This is a genomic window from Microbulbifer sp. ABM4_008 (genome assembly GCF_056311705.1).
Window position 1 is genome coordinate 3,565,133 of record NZ_CM149970.1, and the last position, 22,135, is coordinate 3,587,267.

Annotated in this window: 21 protein-coding genes; 18 read left to right on the forward strand and 3 right to left on the reverse strand. The window is 43.3% G+C overall.

Annotated features, from left to right (window positions below; translation table 11 throughout):
* The 11 genes from ACYX4J_RS15470 to ACYX4J_RS15520 all read left to right on the forward strand — a co-directional run bounded on the left by ACYX4J_RS15470 (position 1) and on the right by ACYX4J_RS15520 (position 6,836).
* The gene (locus ACYX4J_RS15470) at positions 1-381 is read left to right on the forward strand and encodes a hypothetical protein (RefSeq protein WP_444906018.1); all 381 of its coding nucleotides are present in this window, start codon (positions 1-3) and stop codon (positions 379-381) included.
* Between the two features lie 93 nt (positions 382-474).
* Positions 475-810: a hypothetical protein gene (locus ACYX4J_RS15475; RefSeq protein WP_444906019.1), complete on the forward strand. Its 336-nt coding sequence runs from the start codon at positions 475-477 to the stop codon at positions 808-810.
* A gap of 124 nt (positions 811-934) precedes the next feature.
* Positions 935-1,261 carry a hypothetical protein gene (locus tag ACYX4J_RS15480; protein ID WP_476176997.1) on the forward strand — a complete coding sequence of 109 codons (327 nt, stop codon included), beginning with the start codon at positions 935-937 and terminating at the stop codon, positions 1,259-1,261.
* A gap of 120 nt (positions 1,262-1,381) precedes the next feature.
* On the forward strand, positions 1,382-1,627 hold the full coding sequence (locus ACYX4J_RS15485) for a VF530 family protein (RefSeq protein WP_444906021.1): 246 nt from the start codon (positions 1,382-1,384) through the stop codon (positions 1,625-1,627).
* Positions 1,628-2,532: 905 nt separating this feature from the next.
* Positions 2,533-2,907 carry a hypothetical protein gene (locus tag ACYX4J_RS15490; protein ID WP_476176998.1) on the forward strand — a complete coding sequence of 125 codons (375 nt, stop codon included), beginning with the start codon at positions 2,533-2,535 and terminating at the stop codon, positions 2,905-2,907.
* Between the two features lie 205 nt (positions 2,908-3,112).
* Positions 3,113-3,814 carry a hypothetical protein gene (locus ACYX4J_RS15495; protein WP_476176999.1) on the forward strand — a complete coding sequence of 234 codons (702 nt, stop codon included), beginning with the start codon at positions 3,113-3,115 and terminating at the stop codon, positions 3,812-3,814.
* A 100-nt stretch (positions 3,815-3,914) separates the two neighbouring features.
* Positions 3,915-4,337 carry an FxsA family protein gene (locus ACYX4J_RS15500; protein ID WP_444906024.1) on the forward strand — a complete coding sequence of 141 codons (423 nt, stop codon included), beginning with the start codon at positions 3,915-3,917 and terminating at the stop codon, positions 4,335-4,337.
* A 127-nt stretch (positions 4,338-4,464) separates the two neighbouring features.
* On the forward strand, positions 4,465-4,827 hold the full coding sequence (locus ACYX4J_RS15505) for a hypothetical protein (protein WP_444906025.1): 363 nt from the start codon (positions 4,465-4,467) through the stop codon (positions 4,825-4,827).
* A 254-nt stretch (positions 4,828-5,081) separates the two neighbouring features.
* Positions 5,082-5,441 carry a hypothetical protein gene (locus tag ACYX4J_RS15510; protein WP_444906026.1) on the forward strand — a complete coding sequence of 120 codons (360 nt, stop codon included), beginning with the start codon at positions 5,082-5,084 and terminating at the stop codon, positions 5,439-5,441.
* Positions 5,442-5,507: 66 nt separating this feature from the next.
* Positions 5,508-6,341, forward strand: a complete 834-nt coding sequence (gene lepB, locus ACYX4J_RS15515; RefSeq protein WP_444906027.1) for a signal peptidase I — start codon at positions 5,508-5,510, stop codon at positions 6,339-6,341.
* Between the two features lie 75 nt (positions 6,342-6,416).
* The gene (locus ACYX4J_RS15520) at positions 6,417-6,836 is read left to right on the forward strand and encodes a hypothetical protein (RefSeq protein WP_444906028.1); all 420 of its coding nucleotides are present in this window, start codon (positions 6,417-6,419) and stop codon (positions 6,834-6,836) included.
* A 706-nt stretch (positions 6,837-7,542) separates the two neighbouring features.
* Here ACYX4J_RS15520 and csrA read toward each other — a convergent pair.
* The gene (csrA, locus tag ACYX4J_RS15525) at positions 7,543-7,731 is read right to left on the reverse strand and encodes a carbon storage regulator CsrA (protein ID WP_444906029.1); all 189 of its coding nucleotides are present in this window, start codon (positions 7,729-7,731) and stop codon (positions 7,543-7,545) included.
* 1,298 nt (positions 7,732-9,029) lie between these two features.
* On the opposite strand from csrA, the gene ACYX4J_RS15530 reads away from it, so the two are divergent.
* Together ACYX4J_RS15530 and ACYX4J_RS15535 are read left to right on the forward strand one after the other, a co-directional pair.
* On the forward strand, positions 9,030-9,335 hold the full coding sequence (locus ACYX4J_RS15530) for a hypothetical protein (RefSeq protein ID WP_476177000.1): 306 nt from the start codon (positions 9,030-9,032) through the stop codon (positions 9,333-9,335).
* A 38-nt stretch (positions 9,336-9,373) separates the two neighbouring features.
* Complete coding sequence (locus tag ACYX4J_RS15535) at positions 9,374-9,784, forward strand: DUF4288 domain-containing protein (RefSeq protein ID WP_476177001.1); 411 nt, start codon at positions 9,374-9,376, stop codon at positions 9,782-9,784.
* Between the two features lie 169 nt (positions 9,785-9,953).
* On the opposite strand, the gene ACYX4J_RS15540 is transcribed toward ACYX4J_RS15535, so the two are convergent.
* Positions 9,954-10,997 carry an AraC family transcriptional regulator gene (locus tag ACYX4J_RS15540; protein ID WP_476177002.1) on the reverse strand — a complete coding sequence of 348 codons (1,044 nt, stop codon included), beginning with the start codon at positions 10,995-10,997 and terminating at the stop codon, positions 9,954-9,956.
* A gap of 178 nt (positions 10,998-11,175) precedes the next feature.
* Between ACYX4J_RS15540 and ACYX4J_RS15545 the strand changes: the two genes are divergently transcribed.
* The 5 genes from ACYX4J_RS15545 to ACYX4J_RS15565 all read left to right on the forward strand — a co-directional run bounded on the left by ACYX4J_RS15545 (position 11,176) and on the right by ACYX4J_RS15565 (position 19,751).
* Positions 11,176-13,092 carry a DUF3604 domain-containing protein gene (locus tag ACYX4J_RS15545; protein WP_476177003.1) on the forward strand — a complete coding sequence of 639 codons (1,917 nt, stop codon included), beginning with the start codon at positions 11,176-11,178 and terminating at the stop codon, positions 13,090-13,092.
* A gap of 105 nt (positions 13,093-13,197) precedes the next feature.
* Positions 13,198-14,112, forward strand: a complete 915-nt coding sequence (locus ACYX4J_RS15550; RefSeq protein WP_476177004.1) for a peptidyl-prolyl cis-trans isomerase — start codon at positions 13,198-13,200, stop codon at positions 14,110-14,112.
* The gene (locus tag ACYX4J_RS15555) at positions 14,102-15,163 is read left to right on the forward strand and encodes a HupE/UreJ family protein (protein WP_476177005.1); all 1,062 of its coding nucleotides are present in this window, start codon (positions 14,102-14,104) and stop codon (positions 15,161-15,163) included. Before ACYX4J_RS15550 ends, ACYX4J_RS15555 begins: the two co-directional genes overlap by 11 nt.
* Positions 15,164-15,519: 356 nt before the next feature.
* A complete protein-coding gene (locus ACYX4J_RS15560) occupies positions 15,520-15,978 on the forward strand; it encodes a GNAT family N-acetyltransferase (RefSeq protein WP_476177006.1) in 459 nt (152 codons plus the stop codon).
* A gap of 755 nt (positions 15,979-16,733) precedes the next feature.
* Entirely contained in the window at positions 16,734-19,751 is a 3,018-nt protein-coding gene (locus tag ACYX4J_RS15565) for a thrombospondin type 3 repeat-containing protein (RefSeq protein ID WP_476177007.1), read from the forward strand.
* 463 nt (positions 19,752-20,214) lie between these two features.
* Here ACYX4J_RS15565 and ACYX4J_RS15570 read toward each other — a convergent pair whose 3' ends face one another.
* Positions 20,215-21,732: an MFS transporter gene (locus ACYX4J_RS15570; RefSeq protein WP_476177008.1), complete on the reverse strand. Its 1,518-nt coding sequence runs from the start codon at positions 21,730-21,732 to the stop codon at positions 20,215-20,217.
* Positions 21,733-22,135: the final 403 nt, after the last annotated feature.

Below are 22,135 nucleotides of genomic sequence, written 5' to 3' on the forward strand. Positions count from 1 at the left end.
ATGAAAGCACATATACCTTATGAAGAAAGATCTGGAAGAAATCCAGATTTTGTAGTCAAGTACAAGATAGACCTATCTGAAGAGAATAAAAATGTCAAGCCGGGTCAAGGAATGAGAGTGGATTTTCTATATGACGGGGATGATCCGCAAGTTGAAGGTATACACATGATCTGGCCAGAGATTCTTGATGAAGATGGCAGAGTCATAAGAGATACTACTCCGGGTAATATTCCTAATGAAGGCTTTGCCAATATGTGGATATTAAGTGAAGAGCGCCGTGAATATCACCATAAAAGGCTTAAGAATGGTACAAAAGGGACTTGGTGGCGCGGTGGTCGCATTGCTAATGTCACGGTAGTTCAGATCAATGCTGTTAAATAGTACTTACAAATTGTGGCACAATCGCCCACAAAGGATACAGGCTGGACTCGGTACACGTCGTTCCGTTCGCCTGTGTGCAAAGCGTTAAAAGTTATGAAAACTATCGCAGCATTTATTTTGTTTGCTCTATCTTCTAGTGCCTTATCATATCAGGCAGTTTCAATAGCGGTCAGATCACTATTAGAATCAGGGAGTACAGATAGCTTCGTTCACACCGGAAACAGTACACAGTCAGAATTCAATAAGCAGCGAAATATTGCTTCGTCATGCACCCTCAACATTCTAGAAGGCGATGCCAAACAACCAATAGGTGATGGTAGCGCTAGCAATCATGCTCTTATTATCTGCCCTGGCTTTAGAGCTCTTGGCGTTCGTTTAAAACCTGAAGAGTCCGGCAAATACCATATATTGGGTTACTGGTCCCAGTAAGCTTTTAACAAGTTGCTGAGTCCCACCACCTATACTCCGTTCGCTTTGTGCTGTACGCTACGCTAGCACAAAGCGGCTCCATTCTAGCGGCACCTGTGCAAGGCGTTATGCTTAAGGAAGAATCGTGGATGTAACTACACTGAGAGAAAAGCAGGAAGAGTTTTTTCAGTCAGGTAAAATCAACAAGGCTGAATACAATGAGCTCTCATCGATTCACCAGAGGATATCTGAAATGTCATCGAAGGCTGAAATTAGCCCAGAGGAAGCTGACAAGATAGGTGAACTATTGCAATCTAGCTCAAACATTCTATTAAAAGATGCTATCGAAACAGATACCACCTTTACTCAAAAGTTAACAAAGCGAAGTAATCAAAGATTCAAACAATGTATCTCTATATTACTTATAGCCATGTTTATTAGTATATCAATTATAATCATCAAAGGGCTTTAAACACACAAAAAGTTTAGAGAAAGGACTGGCAAGCCTGTCACCTAATTTTATTTGTGATTACGTGCCAGCTTCATCAGTCCATATTCACGGCATTATGCGTAATTAAACATAGAGTATAAAATGAGTAAAGAACAACCAAATAATCTGCTACACGGTATTACTCTTGAGAAAGTTGTTACACGTTTGCAGGAGCATTATGGCTGGGATGGTTTGGCAGATAGGATCAATATCAATTGCTTTAAGAGCGACCCATCAATTAAGTCTTCGCTCAAGTTTTTACGCAAAACCCAGTGGGCACGAGATAAAGTCGAAGATCTGTATATCTCAACTTTTGAAAATAACTCTCCGTGGGCTAATCGTAAATAAGCACTATTTGGTAACCACATAGATGTCTCTGTGACAAGGCAGGGACAGGCGCATAAATCGGGTATGTCGGTAGTTTTAGCTACCAGCTCCCAAGCTACCCATCGTGCCAATCCGCAATAGTGGCTAGCTGGTCCTATTTATGAATCAGCGGCCACGCTGACAGCTTCACGGCAACAAGTTAAACAGATCTCCCCAGATAAGAACGTGAACTTTCACTACACAACTGCATCATTTACTCTACCCATTAGATCACCCGGCTTCGGTGTGCTTGGCCACCTCGCCTCCAGGCTAAGCCTTATAGGATGCTTCTATTCGTCAGCTCGTAATTTTTCTAGCGGCCTCCTCCCCACAAGACCTCGCGGTATTGCGGTTGCCATTCGCTAGTAGTTAGCATTTAATGGAAACGATTAAACGGTGATCCTCATACAGGAGGCTTCCACCTCATTAGTTCACGCCCATGCTGGGCGTACCAAGTAAAGGTACCCGAGATCAAAAACGCCACTTAACTTTGGTTTTGACACAGGGCTCTAGGCGTTCCCTATAACCCGAGGCAACATGAATAAAAGAGACAGCCGCATCTGTATTTCGATATATATTGTTCTGGGTACTGTTAGTATTCATTTGCTAGGCGAAATATATGCTGCAAAAATGATGGAAGAACTGGCTAGGAATCCGTCTCCAGATTTGTATGCAAATAATCACGGATTCCAATACATGGCGTTCTGGGTTACATGGGGCATAGCTTTGTCATTCGTCCTCGCGCTATCAACAATAATACTCAATAAGGTTCTGAGCAGGGGATATGTCAAAAACACATAAGAAAACGTTGTTATCGCCATGTTTGGCATCTCTAGGACAGCCTGTATTGCAATCCGGCTGTCTAAACGCAGGTCATTAAATATCATATGGATAAGCTTAAAAAACATTCAATACTTGTGGTTGTTATGGGTGCGACCATGCTGTGGTCGGCATTTTATATAGCCCCTCCAAAAGTATTTGATCTGCCTCTCTATTTAGATATTTTTCTAAACCTCAAAAGCTACTTTGCTCAAGGATTTCTTTCTGGGATTCTGAGCTTGATTCTCGCAAAAAAAGTTGGCATTTCCAAATACGCCGTCTTTAATATTGGTATAATTATTTCCGCCCTGATTTTGACTCTAAATTGTATTAGAGTACAAGCTATAGACCTATACTATGCACAGTACTCAGTACTACCATTAATTATTGGTATTGCAGCCGGAATTACCGCAGCTGAATATATGCAATATTTAACAAAGTAAGGCAAAATTGCTCTGTGGGCTGGACGTGTTAAAGCGTACTTTTGCTCGCAGTTAAATTAGCTGATGTAGCGTTTTTTGGGTTAACAATAGTTGAGGGGAGTCGTACAAACACATAATGAGTTTGTCAACGGTCGCCTATCAGGATAGACAACGTTATGCATGGTTTAACCACAAGGCAGTCCATTACAAATAGCGTAAGGTGAACATGCGAATAGTACTACTCATATTTCTAGCTTTAAATATCTTTGGATGTGCCGCGCAAAAAGAGACTATTTTTATTCCCGCTTCTCCGCTAACAAAGAAAGAGGTTGAAGAGGAAAAAGAACGACTCAAAAACGATCCAGAATGGGCTGATTTCGATGTGGAAGAAATCATCGGTGACGGAAGGGGTATGTTCACATATAGGGAAGAAGATATTCGAGCAGCCCTGACCGGGATTAATAAGTCCGACAAAAGGCTATCATTGTGCTCGAACTCTATCATGAGTGGAGCCACGTCTATTGTATTCGTGGCTGAAACTGATGAACCTCATCAGGTAAAAATAAAGTCTGCTTCATGTAGTCCTGTAGGTGGTGGCCTTTCTTGCCGACCAGTAGAAACGGACTGGGAGTACCAATACAAGGGAATCTATTTCAGTGCCGGCATACTTGGCTATGAGAAAGCCATCGACGTAATATCAGCCTTTGAAAGACTTGGTATTGAAGGTCTCCCTGATTGGCATCGCAAAGTATTTGGTGTAGGCTCCGTAAATTCAGTCGAGAAAACTATGAATGGCTACCTTATAGGGGTTGGCGAGTTATTTTGTGGTGGGTGTGTATCAGAAATACTCGTCACCACCTCTCATGATTCAGAGTCTAAAATTCAGAAACTAACTTATGTAGACGCAATAGACAGCATATGTATATAGCAGAGGAATCACCTAACAAAGCCAGCCAGAGAGACCAAAAACCTCCTATTCAGTATAGTTCTTTAGCTCCTGCTCGCAGCGCTAAGGTAGCAGAAAAATTATGAAGTGGTTTTTGTTTCTGATAATTCTTGGAGTCAGTGAGTTGGCAGTTATTGGGTGGCTTCATTCAATACTTGGGCTTTACACGTTAATTGGTCTTTATATTGTTACTACTGCTATTGGTGCGGTGTTTCTATATGTACAGTATCCAGAATTCAAACAATCCAAGAGGGCCAGCAAAAGCATTGGCAAGAAATTAAGCAAGCAATTTGAAGGTAAAGGCCACAACTTATCACCGGAGCAATTAGAAAAGCTAAGGCCCTTCTTATTTATGGTCAGATATGGGATTGCTTTTTTCCTAATTTTTATTCCGGGTGTTATCTCTGATATAGTTGGCATCGTTATGGTGTTGCCCGTTGTAATTAGCTTTTTCATTAATCGCAGTATAGATAAAGCGATTTCCAAAGTGGAGGCACAGCCTTAACAATGCACTTTACCGGGCTCGACAAAACTATCATTTTTTGCAAAGAGCAAAAAAACACACCATTTTTTCTACATAATTAAGCGTAGCGTTATACCTAAACATGAATAAAAGAAAGTACTGGAAATGTATGTTATTGCTACCATTCTTGGCTATGATAATACCAGCAATACTTGTGGGTATGCTGATGGCTGGTATTGGCTATATTATCTTTGCAGTATTCAGTTTTTTCATAGTTGATCGCCTGAGCGACAAAGAGATAAATATATATTTGATTTTCTCTCCTGTAATCGCAAGTGTGTTTCAAATATTTAGCCTGATCAATCCACTTTTATGGTTAGGTAAAGAAAGCATCAGTATCAATAGTGCCATTGAGTTCATGGAACTTTTGTTTATAGCAACTATATTCTTTGGCTATCTTTTTTTGTTTGTTGCAATGGCTATTTATAAGCTACTTAGTTGGCAAGGTGTGTTTAGTGCTCAAAAGGTATAATAATACGTCCAATGGCCGCCCACTACGTGGGTTGGACCGCGAAAAGCACTGCTTCACAGCAACGTGGCCCATTAACTCTGTGTTAACAGACTAGAGGAAGTATGGAGCTAGAAACAAGACAGAACGCATTTGATCTTAGAAAGGCTTTAGGTGCTCCAGAACACCTTTAAATGCACGCTACTCTTGTAGGCGAAGCTGCCGATCTACTTCTAAGCGGGTTATCTGGTATGGAGGTACCTGTTTAAGGAGAGTTAATGAGAATGAGGATAGCACTCCATGACATCGGAAAAATCATTCACACTCACGATATGACTGGCTCTGAACATGAACCAGATGGCGAAAACCTATTGTTAGAAAAGGGGACATCTCCCAGATTGGCAAGATGTTGCATGCCATTTCCTCGCTGGCAGGAAATGGTATCCTCTCTTGAAGAACTGCTTATAGCTCTATTGGGCAAGCTATGGAAGGGTAATCGAGTTGAAGATCTTGAGATCTTGAATATCGATCACATAGCTCAACAACAGTCGGTGGATCGGTGGCACATGTATGAGCCACTAGATTCGCTATTAGAATCAATCGCAGCTGATGGCTATACCCGTCGCATCAGCTGTTAACAAGCCAAGACATGGGAACAAAAACCACCGTTGGTGGTATTAGACATACGGAACTAAGGAGAAAGTTTGAATATCAATTGGAAACCGAAGGCATGGATTGCGGTACTGTTAGGTGTAGTCCTACAAGCGTTCACATTTCTGTACTTAAATAGGCCAAAACTGTTTTGGCTCTATGTCCTTCTTTCTTGTATTGTTTCTATACTTGACTGGAAGTATCAAACTCTATTTGCGGCCATTTTTTCATTGATCTGCCCAATACATGCGTATTTTGTTGTAAAGAATTTTGAGAGTTCTAGTGAGCGGGGTTGGTACTCCAAGTGGTGGGGCATCCCTGCCATCTATATTACGTTTTTTACAACAGTCTTTCTATTTAGGTCTTTCCTATACGAGCCTTTTCTTTTTCCTTCCGCATCAATGCAACCAACAATAGATAACGGAAACTACATCGTTGTTCAGAAGTTAGGCTATCGCACATATGGAACGTATGGTGCTTCTTTAACCAGCGGGAATATAACTTCAACAGATCTAATGCGGAGAGGAAAATTGTATGCGTTCTATCCGCCTCATAAGGACACTCCTTTTATCAAGAGATTGATCGCTCTACCTGGTGATAGGATTGCTATCAAAGGCAATGACATTACTATTAATGGCTCTTTATTAACCACAAATCTACTATACGAAACAGATCATCTAGCAGTCTATGAGCAGCACTTGAATGGTATCACGTATTTGATTCAACGAATGAAAATGCGTCCAGCTAGTGATATGGAGGAAATTGTAGTACCTGAGAAAAGCTATTTCTTCATGGGTGACAACCGAGACAACTCAGCAGATAGCAGGTTTTGGGGCTATGTTACCAGCAATCGCATAATTGGAGAGGTCGTGCATATCTTCAAGTAAAGGCCTAATAAAACAATCAAGCGAGACGGCTTAGAGCCGTCGGTTATTTTAGCGTTGTGTATACAGGATAAATCCGTGTCAACCTTTCTAAAAATAATATTTTTTGGTGCAACAATACAACTAAATCAAAATCCAATTACAGTTAATGACAATCCAGTAATACTTATCCCAGCCCAAAAGTTAAATGTGGTTACTATGGGGGCAAATCTAAAAATTGATACATCTAGTGAGATTAATGCTTCTGCTATCCTTGAGGCACGTGAAATAGCTGATAGAAAGTACCCTGAAGGATGTGTTACCGCAGAATTAATAGCCTTAGATGATAAGGCTTATCTTTTTCAGAATACTGGCATGATATGGTCTAATAACAGTACTATGATTACTCTAAGCGCTAAGGACAAGCTTAATACTAAACTTGAATTTAAAAAGGTAATACTAAAATCATGTAATGTTATTAGAAATACAACTATCAAATGGTCAAATTACAAACACTAATCGAGATACTTAATAAGTTTGTCTTGTTCGATCCAACCATGAAAAGTATAGCCCCACAGGACGCGCTAACGTGCACATCAAATCAAAGCGTATGTTTACTTAGGCACTCAAATGAAATGGGTTAAGCGAAGTATATTCACAATCATCGTATCTATAGTCGGGTATCTATTTTTTCTGCACGCTGGGACGGCAAGTGATGGTGACGAATATTTGAAATGGTATTATAAAATCGAATTTGCCATAGCGATTGTGTGTTGGTGGCCAGTATCAATATATCTTGGCATTCAAGAGCTATTGGATATAGGCAACACTATTCTAGGTTTTGAAGTATGGGTAATCCAGGCTCTAGGTTATCTAATAGCCTTCAGTCTTTATGAAAGAGCTAAAAAACATAACTCAGGTGTCCGGTAGTTTCTAGCTACCAGCCCCCACACCGCCTATCGTGCGGGTCAGAGATGGGCAGCTCCCTCTCAATAATGAATCTCTACTCAACAATACTGTCGAGCAGCTCTTCATTTGAGTTGGAACAATCTTGGGGGCCCATAAATTGGGCACCTATGGCATATTGGTAGGTGAGTTCAACACTAACCCAGCGATTACATGCAGCAAATAGGGATCGCTAGCAAAGGCATCCTATATCAAAACCGCTACCTCACCATGGTTTTGACATGGATGCTTTGGGACATCCGTAACAACAGCGGGGCTATCAACGATCTCCTCTTCCAATTGCCCGCTCCTTTTGTACACGTATATATATTTCTTCACGGTGAACGGGCAGGGATTTGGGAGCAAGTATGCCTATCTTCACTTGATTACCTTTAACTTCCAGTACGGTAATTGAGACATTTGCTCCAATCCTTAAATTTTGACCCGTCCGGCGCTTTAAGACCAACATATTTGTTTCCTCTAAGACTCAAACCATTTGTTGGCCGCCCTTAATGGAAGGCTTTATAAGTAACTTTTTGAGGATATATGAGGTGGTGCACGAGAACGGTAGGCATAGAAAAAGAAAAGGCGGGCACTACGCTCCCAGAGCTTGGAGAACCTCTCCAAACTGCTCAATACTCTCCAGTTTATTGAAGACGAGCGGGTTTCTAGCGTATGATCCATATAGCCATTTTGATAGTTCGGTTATCAATTTGGTTAGCTGGCCCCTGGTGTTCCACCACCTCGGGTCAGCGCCTTTTACTTGCTTTTACGTCACAATACCGCTCTCCTTTGACGGGCTGATTCTTAGAAAATTATTGACTTGGTTAAACTTCTTTGGTAGATAGATTTTTTAAAAGGCAGCTCAACGCCGACCAAAATACCAATAAGTATCCATTGATTTTACGCAGCTTTGACACTAAAACAAACTTAATAAAATCCAATAAGATTATTTTTGTGCCTATATTTTTTAACTTAGCGATTTGAATAATCTGAGTTACGCATATAATTAGCCACTTATGCTGATGCTTCCATTAGGCTCACACGAAAGAATTCAGAAGAATAGATCTTCAATACTGCTACTTACCGCAAGCCCCCTTCTTCTTACAGTCAAAATTGCTTAGTATTTTTAATATATTGTGAGGATTTTAGGTAATCAGTCTATTAGGAATAGCAATGGTGTTATTTTATAACCCTTTAGGGTTTGGACTTTTTGATGCGACACCCCCTAAGAACTCACTTCACTCATAGGGTGAAACTATAAATTCTAAATGTTCGTAGTGTATCTCAGAAAGTGAAGCCCAATCGAAATATACGTGTATCGATTGAACTCGCTAGGGGTGGGATTGCAGAGTAATTGAGATATAAAGCAACGGTTTGGAACTAGCACTCCTATCAATTGACGACACCAATCTAGTGCCGCTTATCCAGGTGCGGCGAGCCGATATAAATACCTATGGAATCCCTAGCTTGTCTGTGTAGGGTACGCCTGTCCACTGCTAGCTTCCATTACTACCGACAAGTGTGTTGGTTAGTATGGGAATTAGACTGCAATTGATCCTTTGTTTGGTCTAGAATTGGCTCCCAAGGTGGGGCCCTATCTATCCCCTCGCGGTGGGGGCGTTAAGATCAAGCTCGGATGAGAGCAACCATACAAGCTTGCAAGGACATGCACTACTTTAACAAACCGGCAAGCCCCCAAAGAAAAGTCCATCACTAGCAGGTTGCCTTAGTTATTAGCCCGCACTAATTGGAACGTCATATTTTATGAGCAAGAAGGCATTTGGAATTAATGAATTTATTATCCTCACCACCCTACTGGCAATGCTTGGCTTGCTGGCTATCCGGTTTTTGAATCCTGAGATGCTAAATCTGTCCATTTTCAATACTCGGGCAGGCTCCTTTTTACTTGGCTGCGCATTTTGTTATTTCACTCTAAATGAGTTCAAGACAGCCATAGCCAAAGATGAGTGGGGCCCAAACAGAGTTGCAGGTATTATTCGTGTACCCCTAAATCTCGCCGCTGCTTTGTTCCTGTTTTACATGAGCGCAAGCGGAGGAATTAATGCATAATAAGCTTCCCCATCACTGGTGAGTACAAGGCAGTTAAAATGAGTAACCAGAGAATTCCTGACAGAAATAAGAGCCCCTACGGCTGGTGGGTCGTAACAATTATAGAGAGGTTTCAATTTGATGATGAGGAACTCGACAATATGCGTCGGCGCTGTCGGGCATTCTCAAATGTTGTGATACTAAAGGCTGATGATAGAGAGCAAGCTTACCAGAAGGCCATTCAGTACGGGAAGTCCGGCATCGAGGACAAAAGCGACTGGACAAATGATAAAGGGCGTAGAGGTCGATGGATTTTTGAGGGGTTAAGCAGTCTTATTCCCATCTATGATGAACTTGATCCTGAAGGCACTGAAATCCTATTTGACGATGATAATGGGATTACAGTTGGCAGAGTTAAATCTTGGGTTCGAAGCAAGGAAGAGCTTGAGGCATTTGATGATGCCGAATGAGAAATTCAAGTACTTTATCAACCCCTTTAAAGATTAGACCTCCCCTATTTTCTCTAGATAACTATAAAATAGTCCAACCAAACCTGGCTGGGCGGTATGTAATATCCAATAGCCCTAGGAGTAATTAAAGGAAACAAATCGAATCCTTTATTGATAAATAAAGTCGCTCTTAATCTATACAGATTTCTGTTGAGGTATCTCTACTATGCTTATTCCGAAACTCTCGAGGAGATTGCCCAGTCCATTTTTTAAAGCTTCTCGAAAAACTACTGGTATCACCGAATCCCAGTTTGTAGGCGATTGATGTGATCGGGGTATCGTTTTGCTTAAGGTACTGCACAGCCTGATACTGGCGTATTTCATCTAAGACAATCTGATAACTCGAACCTCTTTCTTTTAGTTTTCTATGCAAACCACGGCAACTAATACCAAGTTCCTTGGCTACGACCTCTTGTGAAAAATTACCTGTAGCCATCAGATCAACAAGCACTCTACTGGTCATACTAACTATGTCATTCTTCTGCAAACGCTCCAAATAACCAATTAGGGCTTGCTCGTTGACCCTGACCAGCTCATCGTTTCCCGAAGAGAGCTTTCGATCAACAAACTCTTGTTTAAACCTAATCTCACAAATGTCTGACGAAAAATTAATTGGGCACTTGTACATCAATTGATGCCGCTCAAGAGTGGCAGGTCTGGGCCTCTCCAGGTTAATAGAAATCAAATGGTGATGCACATCAGGGCATATCTTTCTGATGGACTTTATTAGCAAAGCCATAAAGGCATCTATAGCATGAATACTTGGATCATATGAAAAATTGTCAACTTTTTCCCAGGATACTACTACTTGCTGCTGTTCAGCATGAACATTGATTCGCATAGCGGTAGTAACCACTTCCGAGAATCGAGCAGACCTCAGTAAGCTCTCCCTGATGGAGCTACTGGCCAAGTGGGCATAGCTTAGAGCGTGAAGGTTTGTATGATTCACATACTTAGTGACTTGCAGGCCGATACAATCATCACCTGATATGGATTCAGCGAGCCCCCATAGTTTTTTCATATTCTCTAAAGGGATTCTCTGATTCGCATCCTCTATGCACTTGGGGTCAATTTCTGCACGCTGCAAAATTTCTTGGGTAGAACAGAATGGTTTTAGGGCCTCAATAATAGGTAATACCCAGGTTGCAATGGTCGTGTGTCCATACTCAGCCATCTACAAGTGTGTCCTAATTGGTCAAGAGATTGGCTTTATTTGCAAAGAAACCTAAAAGCCAAATGATTAGCATCTAATCAGTCACGTCCTTATTTACCAAGATTATCCTAACGATCCTGACATGTTAAGAGGATCTAGTCACCTAAAAGATAGCCAGCCGACGCTGGCAATTGGAAATATGAAAAATCCCATAAAAAGAATAGCACGTCTGGTAGGGCTTACATTATCCATCACTCACCTTGGTGTTGCAGCTAGTGAGCCCACTCAGGTTTTCTGGGGAGATATGCACCTTCATACCTCCTACTCATTCGATGCCTTTTTAAGCCAAAATTATTCGGCAACTCCGGACACCGCTTATCGGTGGGCCAAGGGACAACCGGTTATTCACCCCTACACTCATGCAAAAGTACGTATAGACACCCCGTTGGATTTTCTCGTGGTTTCAGATCACGCTGAAGGGCTGGGAGTTATGAGGGCAGTGGTGAATGAAACAGATGAGCTCGACAGCGATATGTCCTTATACCAGTCAATGATGCGCTGGTTTGCCAAGCAGCATATTAAATATAAAGTCTCAATAGATGAAGGTATGGATATTTTCAATGAGTTACTGCCCAAAAAAGCGCTAGACACAGTAGCTCCCGCTGACCCTGTCCAGGACCCAGCCAACACGCCCCCTGAGCCCGTTCTTGGAGATCTGGATAAGACCCGGACAAGCGCATGGAGCGCAATAGTCGATGCCGCAGAGCGCCATAATAACCCGGGCACTTTTACCAGTTTTATTGGCTGGGAATGGAGCTCAACACCAACTGGGGCCAACTTACACCGGGTGGTTGTCTCTCCTGATGGGGCGGAAAAAGCTAAACAGTATCTTCCTTTTGGGTCTGATCGGAGCCAGTACCCAGAAGATTTGTGGCAGTGGTTAGATGAGACATCTAAACGAACTGGCAGTGAATTCATTGCGATCCCCCACAACTCCAATGTGTCCAAAGGTTATATGTTTGCAGAAACCACTCTGCGTGGTGAGCCAATTGATACACAGTATGCGCGTACACGCATGCGCTGGGAGCCCCTGGTTGAAATAACACAAATTAAAGGGGATTCAGAAACCCATTCAACGCTTTCCCCGGACGATCCTTTCGCAGACTTTGAGAACTATCCATTCTACCTACAAGCTGACCCGGAGTCATACCGTGTCGCTAAAGGTGATTTCGTCCGATCCGCCTTACGGTCAGGGCTGGAAATACAGGAGAAAATTGGTGTAAACCCCTATAGGCTGGGGTTTGTAGGGTCCACAGATTCACACACGGGTATGTCAACTGCTGAGGAGAACAACTTTTGGGGCAAGTTTGCTCATGACTCAGTACCAAGCAGCAAGCGAACTAACACTGTCATTGGCGGAACCAAGGCTACAGGTTGGAATATGTCCGCTTCTGGACTCGCCGCTGCTTGGGCAGAAGAAAATACCAGAGAAAGCCTTTTTGCTGCCTTTAAACGCCGTGAAGTATACGCCACTACAGGTCCTCGAATTCAGGTGCGCGTCTTTGCAGGTTGGAATTTTCCTAAGCACGCTATCGATGCTGAAAATATTGCTGAACTAGGTTATTCCCATGGAGTACCTATGGGGGGTGATTTAGTCAAACCACAAAGAACTGACCAACCAATTCAACTACTTATACGCGCGACAAAAGATCCTAAAGGGGCAAATCTGGATCGCATTCAAGTGGTTAAATCTTGGCTGGACCCAACAGGAAAGAGTCAAGAAAAAATATTTAATGTTGCCTGGTCTGGCGAACGCACGCTCAATAACCAAGGGCAGCTAATGCCTGTGGGAGATACGGTAAATCGAGAAACGGGGCAATACACTAACAACATTGGCTCCATAGAGTTATCAACCCTATGGCAAGATCCAAAGTTTAATATGAACGAAAGAGCCTTTTACTATGTTCGGGTATTACAAATCCCTACCCCACGCCATTCACTCTACGATGCGATAGCTACAAAAGAAATCAATAATGGAAATATTCAGGTACCGCCTGAAGGGCCCGCCGTTATCCAGGAGCGCGCTTATACATCCCCAATTTGGTATACCCCCTAAGACTGGCAGGAAACCTCGACGCCAAAGCAAGCAAATAGCATATCTAAAAAAGTCGCTTACATACTGATATCAATACTCTCTGCAGGTTTCAATGGAGGAAGCTTCATGCAGCGGAAATTAGAGATTCTGAAGAGGGAGCCTCTGGTACACTTTTCTATTATTGCTTTATTGCTGTTCGTTTTCGCAGAGTTATTAATAGAGGAAAATGGAACCAACTATGAAGATACCTTGCTTATCAGCAAGGACATTCTAATTGAACACCTCCAATTCCAGAAAAAAACATTTAACCAGAGTTTTGCACGACGTTATTGGGAGGGCTTGACTCAGCCAGAGAAGTCCAACTTGATTAATGATTACATTAAAGAAGAAGTACTTTACCGTGAAGCCCTTAATCTAGGCCTGCAGAAGCATGATCAGATTATACGACGACGCCTTATTCAAAAGCTGGACTATGTAAATCGTGGCTTTTCCAGTAACATTGATATTAGTGAAGAAGATCTGGAAAACTACTTCCAGCTTCATCGCGAAAAATATCGAATTGAAGCATCTATTACCTTTACTCATGTTTTCTTTGGTTTTAGGCGGCACTCTACAGAAAAGTTAGAGGAGACTGTCAAAAAGAACTTGAACCACTTAATAAAGCAGTCAGTTCCATTCGAGGAGTCCGCCCTCTACGGAGATAGATTTATCTTTCATCGGAATTATGTAGATCGCACTCCCCGTCTATTGGCCAGCCACTTCGGAGATAATTTCGCAGAAAATATCTTTCAACTACCATTGAATACCTGGTCCGGTCCATTTGAATCTCCGTATGGTCTACATCTAATTTTGGTTAGTGAAAACAAAACAAGCCGTCTACCCAGCTTTAGAGAAGCTTCCCCCTTAGTACTTGAGGATTATCGACGAAATAAAATGGAAGAAAACAGACAACTTAGGATACAAGAGCTGTTGGCAGGCTACAGAATAGAGAGGGATGCCTCGATACCATATGTACCTGTGGATATTACCTATGCCAACTAATAATTTCCACAAGATCATTAAAGCTCTTCTATTCTTATTGTTACTTACAACAATTAGTAATTTTAGTTTCGCTCATGACGGAAGACCGATATACATTGAGTTAAAAGAAGTCACGGAAAGCAGATATATCCTTCGATGGAAAATCCCGCCTATCATGCAGCCAGGCACTGAACCTGAGATACACTTAAAGGGCGAATTCTGCCAAATACAACCAGAGATATCAGGACCTACCGGACCCAACGTGAAGAGTTACCTATGCAGGAACCCCCACCCAAACAATTTTACAAGGCTATATAATTCCCTAACAATAAAAATCACATACCCCATTGCCAATCCAGCCTTATCGAGCTTAATTCATTTTGAAAAATCAGACGGTGAAACTATTAATCTCTTTAATGGCCCCAAGGTCTTAGAAATAAATTTACCTTCCCGCCTAACTATATGGGATTGTGTCAAACAATATATTGAAGCAGGTTTCTTACATATATTAGAGGGCTATGATCACTTACTATTTGTATTATGTTTAGTCTTTATCGCCAGAAAATTTAGAGGCATTTTAATAGCGATTAGCGGATTTACAGTAGGCCACTCTCTCACTCTAGGGCTCGCAAGTTTAGACTTATTCACCATAAGAGTAGATGTTGTTGAAGTGTTGATTCCATTGAGTATTATGCTGTTAGCAGCAGAAATTGTATACGCACACAATGGACAGAGTAAAACGAGTTTAACCCGACGCTATCCTGCGATTGTTGCCACTGGCTTTGGATTACTTCACGGTTTTGGGTTTGCCAGTGCGCTTGCGGAATTAGGCCTTCCTCACAACCATAAAATCACCGCATTATTTAGCTTTAATATAGGTGTAGAACTGGGGCAGATATTATTTGTCTTGGTTTTGATTTTCTTATCATCTACAGTTCAGCAAATATTCTCTAAGTGGAAAATTACAACTTTGTATAACCAACTTCTGACACAATCAAAATACGCTATTTATCCAGTTGGAATAGCCAGCGGGTATTGGACAATTGACAGGGCTCTAGGGCTAATTTCCTAAACAAGCAAAACTTGAATCACAAAAGCTGCTTCAACACTTACTACTGAGGTAACAGCAAATAATACACCGCACTCAAGACACGCTGTGAATACATCGCTGTAAGCTCCTTATCGGCATCCATGCCTCATAGGGACCTGAGCGTAGTGTATTATTTTCTTCTCCCTTTTTAGTATAATCTGTTATTCTCACGCAATCACACAGATAACGGCTCACAGTAGTGGGCAGATATATGTATGAATTGACCATCAAACAATAGGAATTCATCGAGCCTTTTTAGCCCACATCAATGTCAGATACAGGCCTTTGTAGAGCTAAAGCAGTTTTCACTACCAAACCTATCACCACTGAAAATAAAGATGTTAAATTTTAGAAAAGCACTTATAGAAGACCTTCCTGATTTACTTAAATTTGAACAGTGCCTTATCGAAGCCGAAAGACCATACAATTCATCCATTAAGGCTGAATCAGCATTCTATTATGATATGGAAAACTTGATACTATCTGATGACTCATATCTTCTGGTAGTTGAAACCGAAAATGAGATTATTGGAAGTGGATATGCCCAGATACGAAACTCGAAGATATCTCTTGATCATGAGCGGCATGCTTATCTGGGTTTTATGTATGTATCACCAGCACACCGAGGAAAGGGCATTAACTCAAAGCTAATAGAGAAATTAATTGCATGGGGAAAACAGAGTGGGGTTCAAGATTTCTACCTTGACGTTTACTCTCAAAATAGCTCAGCAATAAAAGCCTATGAAAAAGTTGGCTTCAAACCATCACTTATGGAAATGAAGTTAAACCTTAAATAGAAAGATCACAATCTATAAACCCAGGTGATGTCTTTGGCTCACCTGGGTTACACCATATGACTTCAAAGAATGCTCTTCAAGAAAAGCTTAGCCGATATATCTCGACTTAAATGCGTAGCTGCAAATGTCATGATCAAACAGAAAAATTAACTTCCACAAAAAACCATCCTGCTACGCTTCTGGCGAACATGCTTGAGACAAACTCAACGATAACTTTTATAAAACCTCATGAACACGAGGAATAACTTCCTGTTTTCTCTGATCTGCATCAGACTTACCAAAAGATGAACTTTCCTTATCGCCTTCAGCCATTTGGCCACTTTCCCAATAAACAGTGGCGGTATAACTCCCCATCTTTACAGCGATTTAATCAGGCTTAGAATCTGTTTCCATTCCACAGATAGTTAAGACCAATAGCAAAACAAACTGTCAAATTATCTATTCCGATATTTTTAATGGCGTGAATTTACCCTTACTAATTACATGCTTTATCACCCATAAATTATCCCGCCAAAATTTCGCTATTCATCACACTTTTAGTTAGAAAGAACGCATAGTTACCACACTCATAAACGGTTGTGCGCCATAACTTTAGTATTAGAAATACGCACAACCAAAATAATGACATCTATCTAAAAATAAGCCGGAGTCCAAGTGCGCCAGCATAAATGATTTATTGCAGGTGTATTTTTTATAGGTCTACTGCGCTTGTCCGACAGATAACAAAAATGGATTTTGTTCGGGAGATTATGACCATGCGTCTACCTTCGCTTATTGCGATACTATTTTCATTGGTGCTTTTAAGTGCCTGCGGTTCTGATGGAGGCCGGGGCGATGCCGCCGATGACTTGCTCCCGCCCCCTGGCGTCACAGACTCAGATGGTGACGGTATCGATGATGATAATGACAATTGTCCGAGTGTTAGTAATTCAGACCAGGATGATTTAGATGGCGACGGCAGCGGTGATGCCTGTGATACTGATGACGATGGCGACTCCCACCCAGACACTTCAGACAACTGCCCACAAACCCCAAATTCGGACCAAGCCGACAGTGATAGCGACGGCATAGGCAATGCCTGTGACAGTGATCTGGATGGCGACAATGTCCCCAACGATTCTGACAACTGCCCTGCTGATTCAAATAGTGAGCAGGGTGATATCGATGGCGACGGCGTCGGGGATGTGTGCGACAACGACCGCGACGGGGACAATTACACCGACAGTTTGGATAACTGTCCGGACGTAGCCAACCCAGACCAATCAGATCAGGACAATGACGGTATCGGCGACGCCTGTGACGAAGATAGCGATACTGACAATGACGGCCACGACGATGGCCAGGATAACTGCCCAGCCGTATCCAACCCAGATCAAGCCGACCTTGACGGCGACGGCATTGGCGATGCTTGTGACAGCGATGACGACGGTGACGGCGTAGACGATCAAGACGACAACTGCCCAACCGCAGCCAACTCCTCACAAACCGACCAGGATGGCGATGGTATAGGTGATGCCTGTGATGACGATGCGGACAGTGACGGCATCGATAACGAAGATGACAACTGCCCATCCACCCACAACCCGAGCCAAGACGATAACGACGGAGATGGCATTGGCGACGCCTGTGACAGCGACGACGACAATGACTCTGTCGATGATGAGGTCGACAACTGCCCCAGCCATAGCAATACCGACCAAAGTGATATCGACGAAGACGGTGTCGGCGATGCCTGTGATAGCGACCAGGATGGTGATGGCATTGATAACGACGATGACAACTGCCCTGCTACCGCCAATTCAGACCAAAGCGATATCGATGGTGATGGGCAAGGCGATAGCTGTGACAGCGATGATGACGGCGATGGTATAGACGATAGTAATGACAACTGTCCGGCCGTTGCCAACGATGATCAAACCGATACCGACGGCGACGGCACCGGCGATGCCTGCGACAGCGATCGCGATGATGACGGCGTTGAAAATGAAAATGACAACTGCCCGCTGGTACCCAACGCAGATCAAACAGATACAGATGGTGACGGTTACGGAGATGCCTGCGATGACAACACCGATGTCGACGGCGATCAGGTACCTGACAGCGTCGACAACTGTGTACTCATCCCCAACACCGATCAAACTGATCAGGATGGAGATGGTGTCGGGGATGCCTGTGACAGCGACCTGGATGGAGATGGCGCCGATAACGATGCCGACAATTGCCCATCAATACCCAATTCAGACCAACTCGATACTGACGGGGATGGCAGTGGCGATATCTGTGATAGCGACGACGACAACGACGGCATCGATGACATAGCCGATAACTGCCCCACTGCATCCAATAGTGATCAAACAGATACCGACGGGGATTCAGTCGGTGATGCCTGTGATCCAGACCTCGATGGCGACGGTATCTTCAATGACGACGATAACTGCCCCTATGTCAGCAATACACTACAGGAAGACAGTGATAACGACGGAATCGGCGATGCCTGCGACGGCGACAACGATAACGACGGCGTAGATAACGCTAACGATAACTGCCCGGATACTGCCAATAGCGATCAGTCGGATATCGATCAGGACGGTATCGGCGATGTCTGTGACAGCGACCGGGATGGCGACACAGTCCCGGACACTTCCGACAACTGCCCGGCTATTCCAAATGATGATCAAGCCGATCAGGACGGTGACGGCATCGGTGATGTTTGTGACGATGACAGCGATACCGACAATGATGGCCACGATGACGGTGAAGACAATTGCCCAGCCATCCCCAATCCGAATCAAACGGACACGGATGGTGACGGTGTCGGCGATGAGTGTGATAGCGATGCCGATGGCGATGGCACGGACAACACCGATGACAATTGTCCACTAACGCCAAACGACCAAACCGATACTGACGGTGACGGTCTTGGGGATGCCTGTGACGAAGACCTGGATGGTGACGGCGTTAATGATGACGTCGACAACTGCCCAATGATTCCGAATCCAGGGCAAGAAGACGGCGATAACGACGGTGCCGGAGACGTCTGCGATAACGACCGCGACGATGACGGTCTTGATGATACCGTCGACAACTGCCCCGCGATTCCAAATCCAAACCAAACCGATACTGATGGTGATGGAGTGGGAGATGTTTGCGATGCAGACCTGGATGGGGACGAGGTAGAAAACGATCTCGATAACTGTCCCCAGACTCCCAATCCCAACCAGGAGGACTCTGATAACGATGGTATCGGCGACGCCTGCGACCTCGAATCAGGCCTGTCCTGTGCAGCGTTTGAAGACTTGGAGATCGTTAACGGTGTAGATGCAGACCTGACTTACGGAATTGAACAGCCCTGTGATGGATGTTCTATTACTGCAGTAGAAAGGGTATTTAACGGCGTCCTATCTGATGCAGCCAGAATGGAAGTTGTCAGCGGTGCGGGCGGCTCTACCCATATTCAAATCAACCACCACTCGGTTAAAGAGGGACGCCATGTGGTCGGTTTCCTGGTAGAGCACACCACACCACTGCTGGATATCATCTACCTGAACACCATCACAATCAGCACTTATTTGGACGGAGTAGCCACAGGGGAGTCCACCAGCGGATATCGTCTGGCCCCATTCAAAGTCAACGGTGCGCGCAATCACCGCCTGCTATTAGTCACCACCAATAGTGACTTTGATCAGGTCAGGCTATCTTTGAGCGGCTTGAGCTTTATAAACAACCAACTGGATGTTTACCTGGCCTGCTCAAAAGCTGTGGGCCAACCATAACTAAAAGAAGAAATAAAAAGCCCCGGTACGCCGGGGCTTTTTATTTACAATTAAATTGAAAGGAATAAAGCACATAAAGAAAACCAATTCCAACCTTTAAAACAATAAAGAACGCAAGCTAAAGAACTTATTTACCCCCATCTATTGCCCACACACCAAAAACTACAAAATCAAAAACCCTAAAAAATAATACTTTTTAAAACAATCAAGATAGGACTGATCAAATTGACAGCGGCGCATCTTATAGTTACTGACCAGTAAGTTAACTATATATCGGTCTGCTTATTTTTTAGGCATAATTGACAATTAAACTTATAGCTACTCAAACGCCTCTCAGAAACCATTCCAGCTGCAATTAGACTTTAGAAAAAATATGGGCTTGCCATTATCAATAACATGCAGATGTATCTGTACATTCGGAGGTGAAGTACTTGACGAGGAACTCCATGGCTTTTTTTAATGATTAGCCAACGTCATCGAGTGACTTCCCCGTCATTTCTATCCGGTACTTCCAGGTTATCAGTGCGCCAATCAAGGAAGTCACCGCTAGTGCACTAAGCAACATACTTGCGCCAATGTCGCTAAGTAAAATTGGAAAAAAAAATGCGATTGCGACACCCCCGAACTTTGAGATGGATGCGGCCAATCCCGCACCAGCACCACGATAGCGGGTCGGGAATACCTCCCCAGCGATTAGATAAGTCTGAGAATTTGGCCCCAGATTATTCATCAAGTTGAACAACATAACCCCCCCGAAAATGAATGGTAACTGCTGGCTAGTATTTAAAGATTCTCCATAGGCGGCAATAAGAAGGCCGAGTGCACAACCAAGGAAGCCAAGAACTTGCAATCGGATACGCCCCACCCTATCCACAAATATAATTGCTAGAATAACGCCAACTACCAGCATTACATCGATTAATACTGCCCCTTTCGCCGCCTCGACTTTGTTATGGATTAATTCCGAAATGGAGTGTGCATGGGGTGACGCATATCCAAGCACATTCGCTAAAATTACTGGCGTGAAGATACCAACGCCATAGGTTCCCAAATCCTGCAAAAACCAGGGAATAGAAGAGAGTTTGATTGCTTTTCGAGATTTCTTATCCTGAAGTAAATGCTTAATACTCGATAGTTCACCTATCTTTTTCTCATTCGTCTCCGCTGTGGCAACATTCTTCAATAAGAATCTGGACGGGTATGGAGGATCTCTTTTCAACAGTTGGCTGATAGATTTCTCCGCCTCAGGCATCCGACCTTTAGCCAGAAGCCACATTGCACTCTCTGGAATATAGAAACGACCAATCGTGATCAAAATCGCTGGAACAATCGCCGCAGCATACATATACCGCCAAGCTTCCAGGGAGGGGTACCAAGAGAGGACCAAAAATGCGAGACCTGTCCCCACCAAAATTCCAACAGCCTGAAAACTAAAGGCTCCGAGAACTAGCCTGCCCCGCATCCGCGATGCCATGCTTTCAGAGATCATCATGTGAGCTGTGGGATAATCACATCCAAGCGCCAATCCCAGACCAAATAATGAAATAACAATCACGAGATAAGAATCTGCGAAGGTTAATATCACCAGGAAAAAGATAAACATGATCATCTCAGCGATGAACATTTTCCGCCGGCCATAATGATCGCTGAGCCCTCCTAGGGTTATCGCTCCAACCAGAATTCCAAACAATGTCGCCGATGTCACAAAGCCCATACTAAAGGCGGTCAAACCAAATTCTTTAGCAATTAAAATGTGGGATACCCCAGTCATGAAGACGATCATTCCCTCGAAAAATTTACCAGCTGTCGCAAGCCACCAAATTCGCCACTGCATTGGCGTAAAAATATTCTGCGGAATCGAGGTTCCATCACACCAAACGGGAGTTTCGTCAATGTAATAGTCAGCCGAATGGTGTTCGCTGAACCGGGCATTTTCAGTCAATGACGGATTTGGAGTGCCATCGGGCTCATTTCTCTCCATAACTACTTCTTTAAATACCCCAGTGAATTATGGCGAACACTAGCATAAAGTGATGACAACTAAGTGATCGAATATCAGCATTAAGAAAGATTCGAAAGCATGGTCTGTTATTACATTAGACTAAGGCGGTCCGTGATGCTTTTGTAGGTAAAGACATACCATAAGGCAGCTACTATTTTCAGCCCTTGAAGGCTGCAAGGACTTTAGTGAACAGTGAAGTGGCTTAGATAATCACCGACAGTACGAATTAACTCCACAATGATCGCACTTACCCACAGAACGTAACCAGGTTTGCACTGACCAGTCTATTTACCTGCGGTTTATTCTTGAAACTGCTCATTATCAAATAAGTTTATTAACGCTTTAAAGCCTTCTCGACGCACAAAACTTCTTTTATCACTAA

What these genes read in the sequence shown, in the direction of transcription:
- ACYX4J_RS15470 (WP_444906018.1), top strand. Translation starts at nt 1, where the DNA reads ATGAAAGCACATATACCTTATGAAGAAAGATCTGGAAGAAATCCAGAT.
- ACYX4J_RS15475 (WP_444906019.1), top strand. Translation starts at nt 475, where the DNA reads ATGAAAACTATCGCAGCATTTATTTTGTTTGCTCTATCTTCTAGTGCC.
- ACYX4J_RS15485 (WP_444906021.1), top strand. Translation starts at nt 1,382, where the DNA reads ATGAGTAAAGAACAACCAAATAATCTGCTACACGGTATTACTCTTGAG.
- ACYX4J_RS15490 (WP_476176998.1), top strand. Translation starts at nt 2,533, where the DNA reads ATGGATAAGCTTAAAAAACATTCAATACTTGTGGTTGTTATGGGTGCG.
- ACYX4J_RS15495 (WP_476176999.1), top strand. Translation starts at nt 3,113, where the DNA reads ATGCGAATAGTACTACTCATATTTCTAGCTTTAAATATCTTTGGATGT.
- ACYX4J_RS15500 (WP_444906024.1), top strand. Translation starts at nt 3,915, where the DNA reads ATGAAGTGGTTTTTGTTTCTGATAATTCTTGGAGTCAGTGAGTTGGCA.
- ACYX4J_RS15505 (WP_444906025.1), top strand. Translation starts at nt 4,465, where the DNA reads ATGTTATTGCTACCATTCTTGGCTATGATAATACCAGCAATACTTGTG.
- ACYX4J_RS15510 (WP_444906026.1), top strand. Translation starts at nt 5,082, where the DNA reads ATGAGAATGAGGATAGCACTCCATGACATCGGAAAAATCATTCACACT.
- csrA (WP_444906029.1), bottom strand. Translation starts at nt 7,731, where the DNA reads ATGTTGGTCTTAAAGCGCCGGACGGGTCAAAATTTAAGGATTGGAGCA.
- ACYX4J_RS15530 (WP_476177000.1), top strand. Translation starts at nt 9,030, where the DNA reads ATGAGCAAGAAGGCATTTGGAATTAATGAATTTATTATCCTCACCACC.
- ACYX4J_RS15535 (WP_476177001.1), top strand. Translation starts at nt 9,374, where the DNA reads ATGAGTAACCAGAGAATTCCTGACAGAAATAAGAGCCCCTACGGCTGG.
- ACYX4J_RS15540 (WP_476177002.1), bottom strand. Translation starts at nt 10,997, where the DNA reads ATGGCTGAGTATGGACACACGACCATTGCAACCTGGGTATTACCTATT.
- ACYX4J_RS15545 (WP_476177003.1), top strand. Translation starts at nt 11,176, where the DNA reads ATGAAAAATCCCATAAAAAGAATAGCACGTCTGGTAGGGCTTACATTA.
- ACYX4J_RS15550 (WP_476177004.1), top strand. Translation starts at nt 13,198, where the DNA reads ATGCAGCGGAAATTAGAGATTCTGAAGAGGGAGCCTCTGGTACACTTT.
- ACYX4J_RS15555 (WP_476177005.1), top strand. Translation starts at nt 14,102, where the DNA reads ATGCCAACTAATAATTTCCACAAGATCATTAAAGCTCTTCTATTCTTA.
- ACYX4J_RS15560 (WP_476177006.1), top strand. Translation starts at nt 15,520, where the DNA reads ATGTTAAATTTTAGAAAAGCACTTATAGAAGACCTTCCTGATTTACTT.
- ACYX4J_RS15565 (WP_476177007.1), top strand. Translation starts at nt 16,734, where the DNA reads ATGCGTCTACCTTCGCTTATTGCGATACTATTTTCATTGGTGCTTTTA.
- ACYX4J_RS15570 (WP_476177008.1), bottom strand. Translation starts at nt 21,732, where the DNA reads ATGGAGAGAAATGAGCCCGATGGCACTCCAAATCCGTCATTGACTGAA.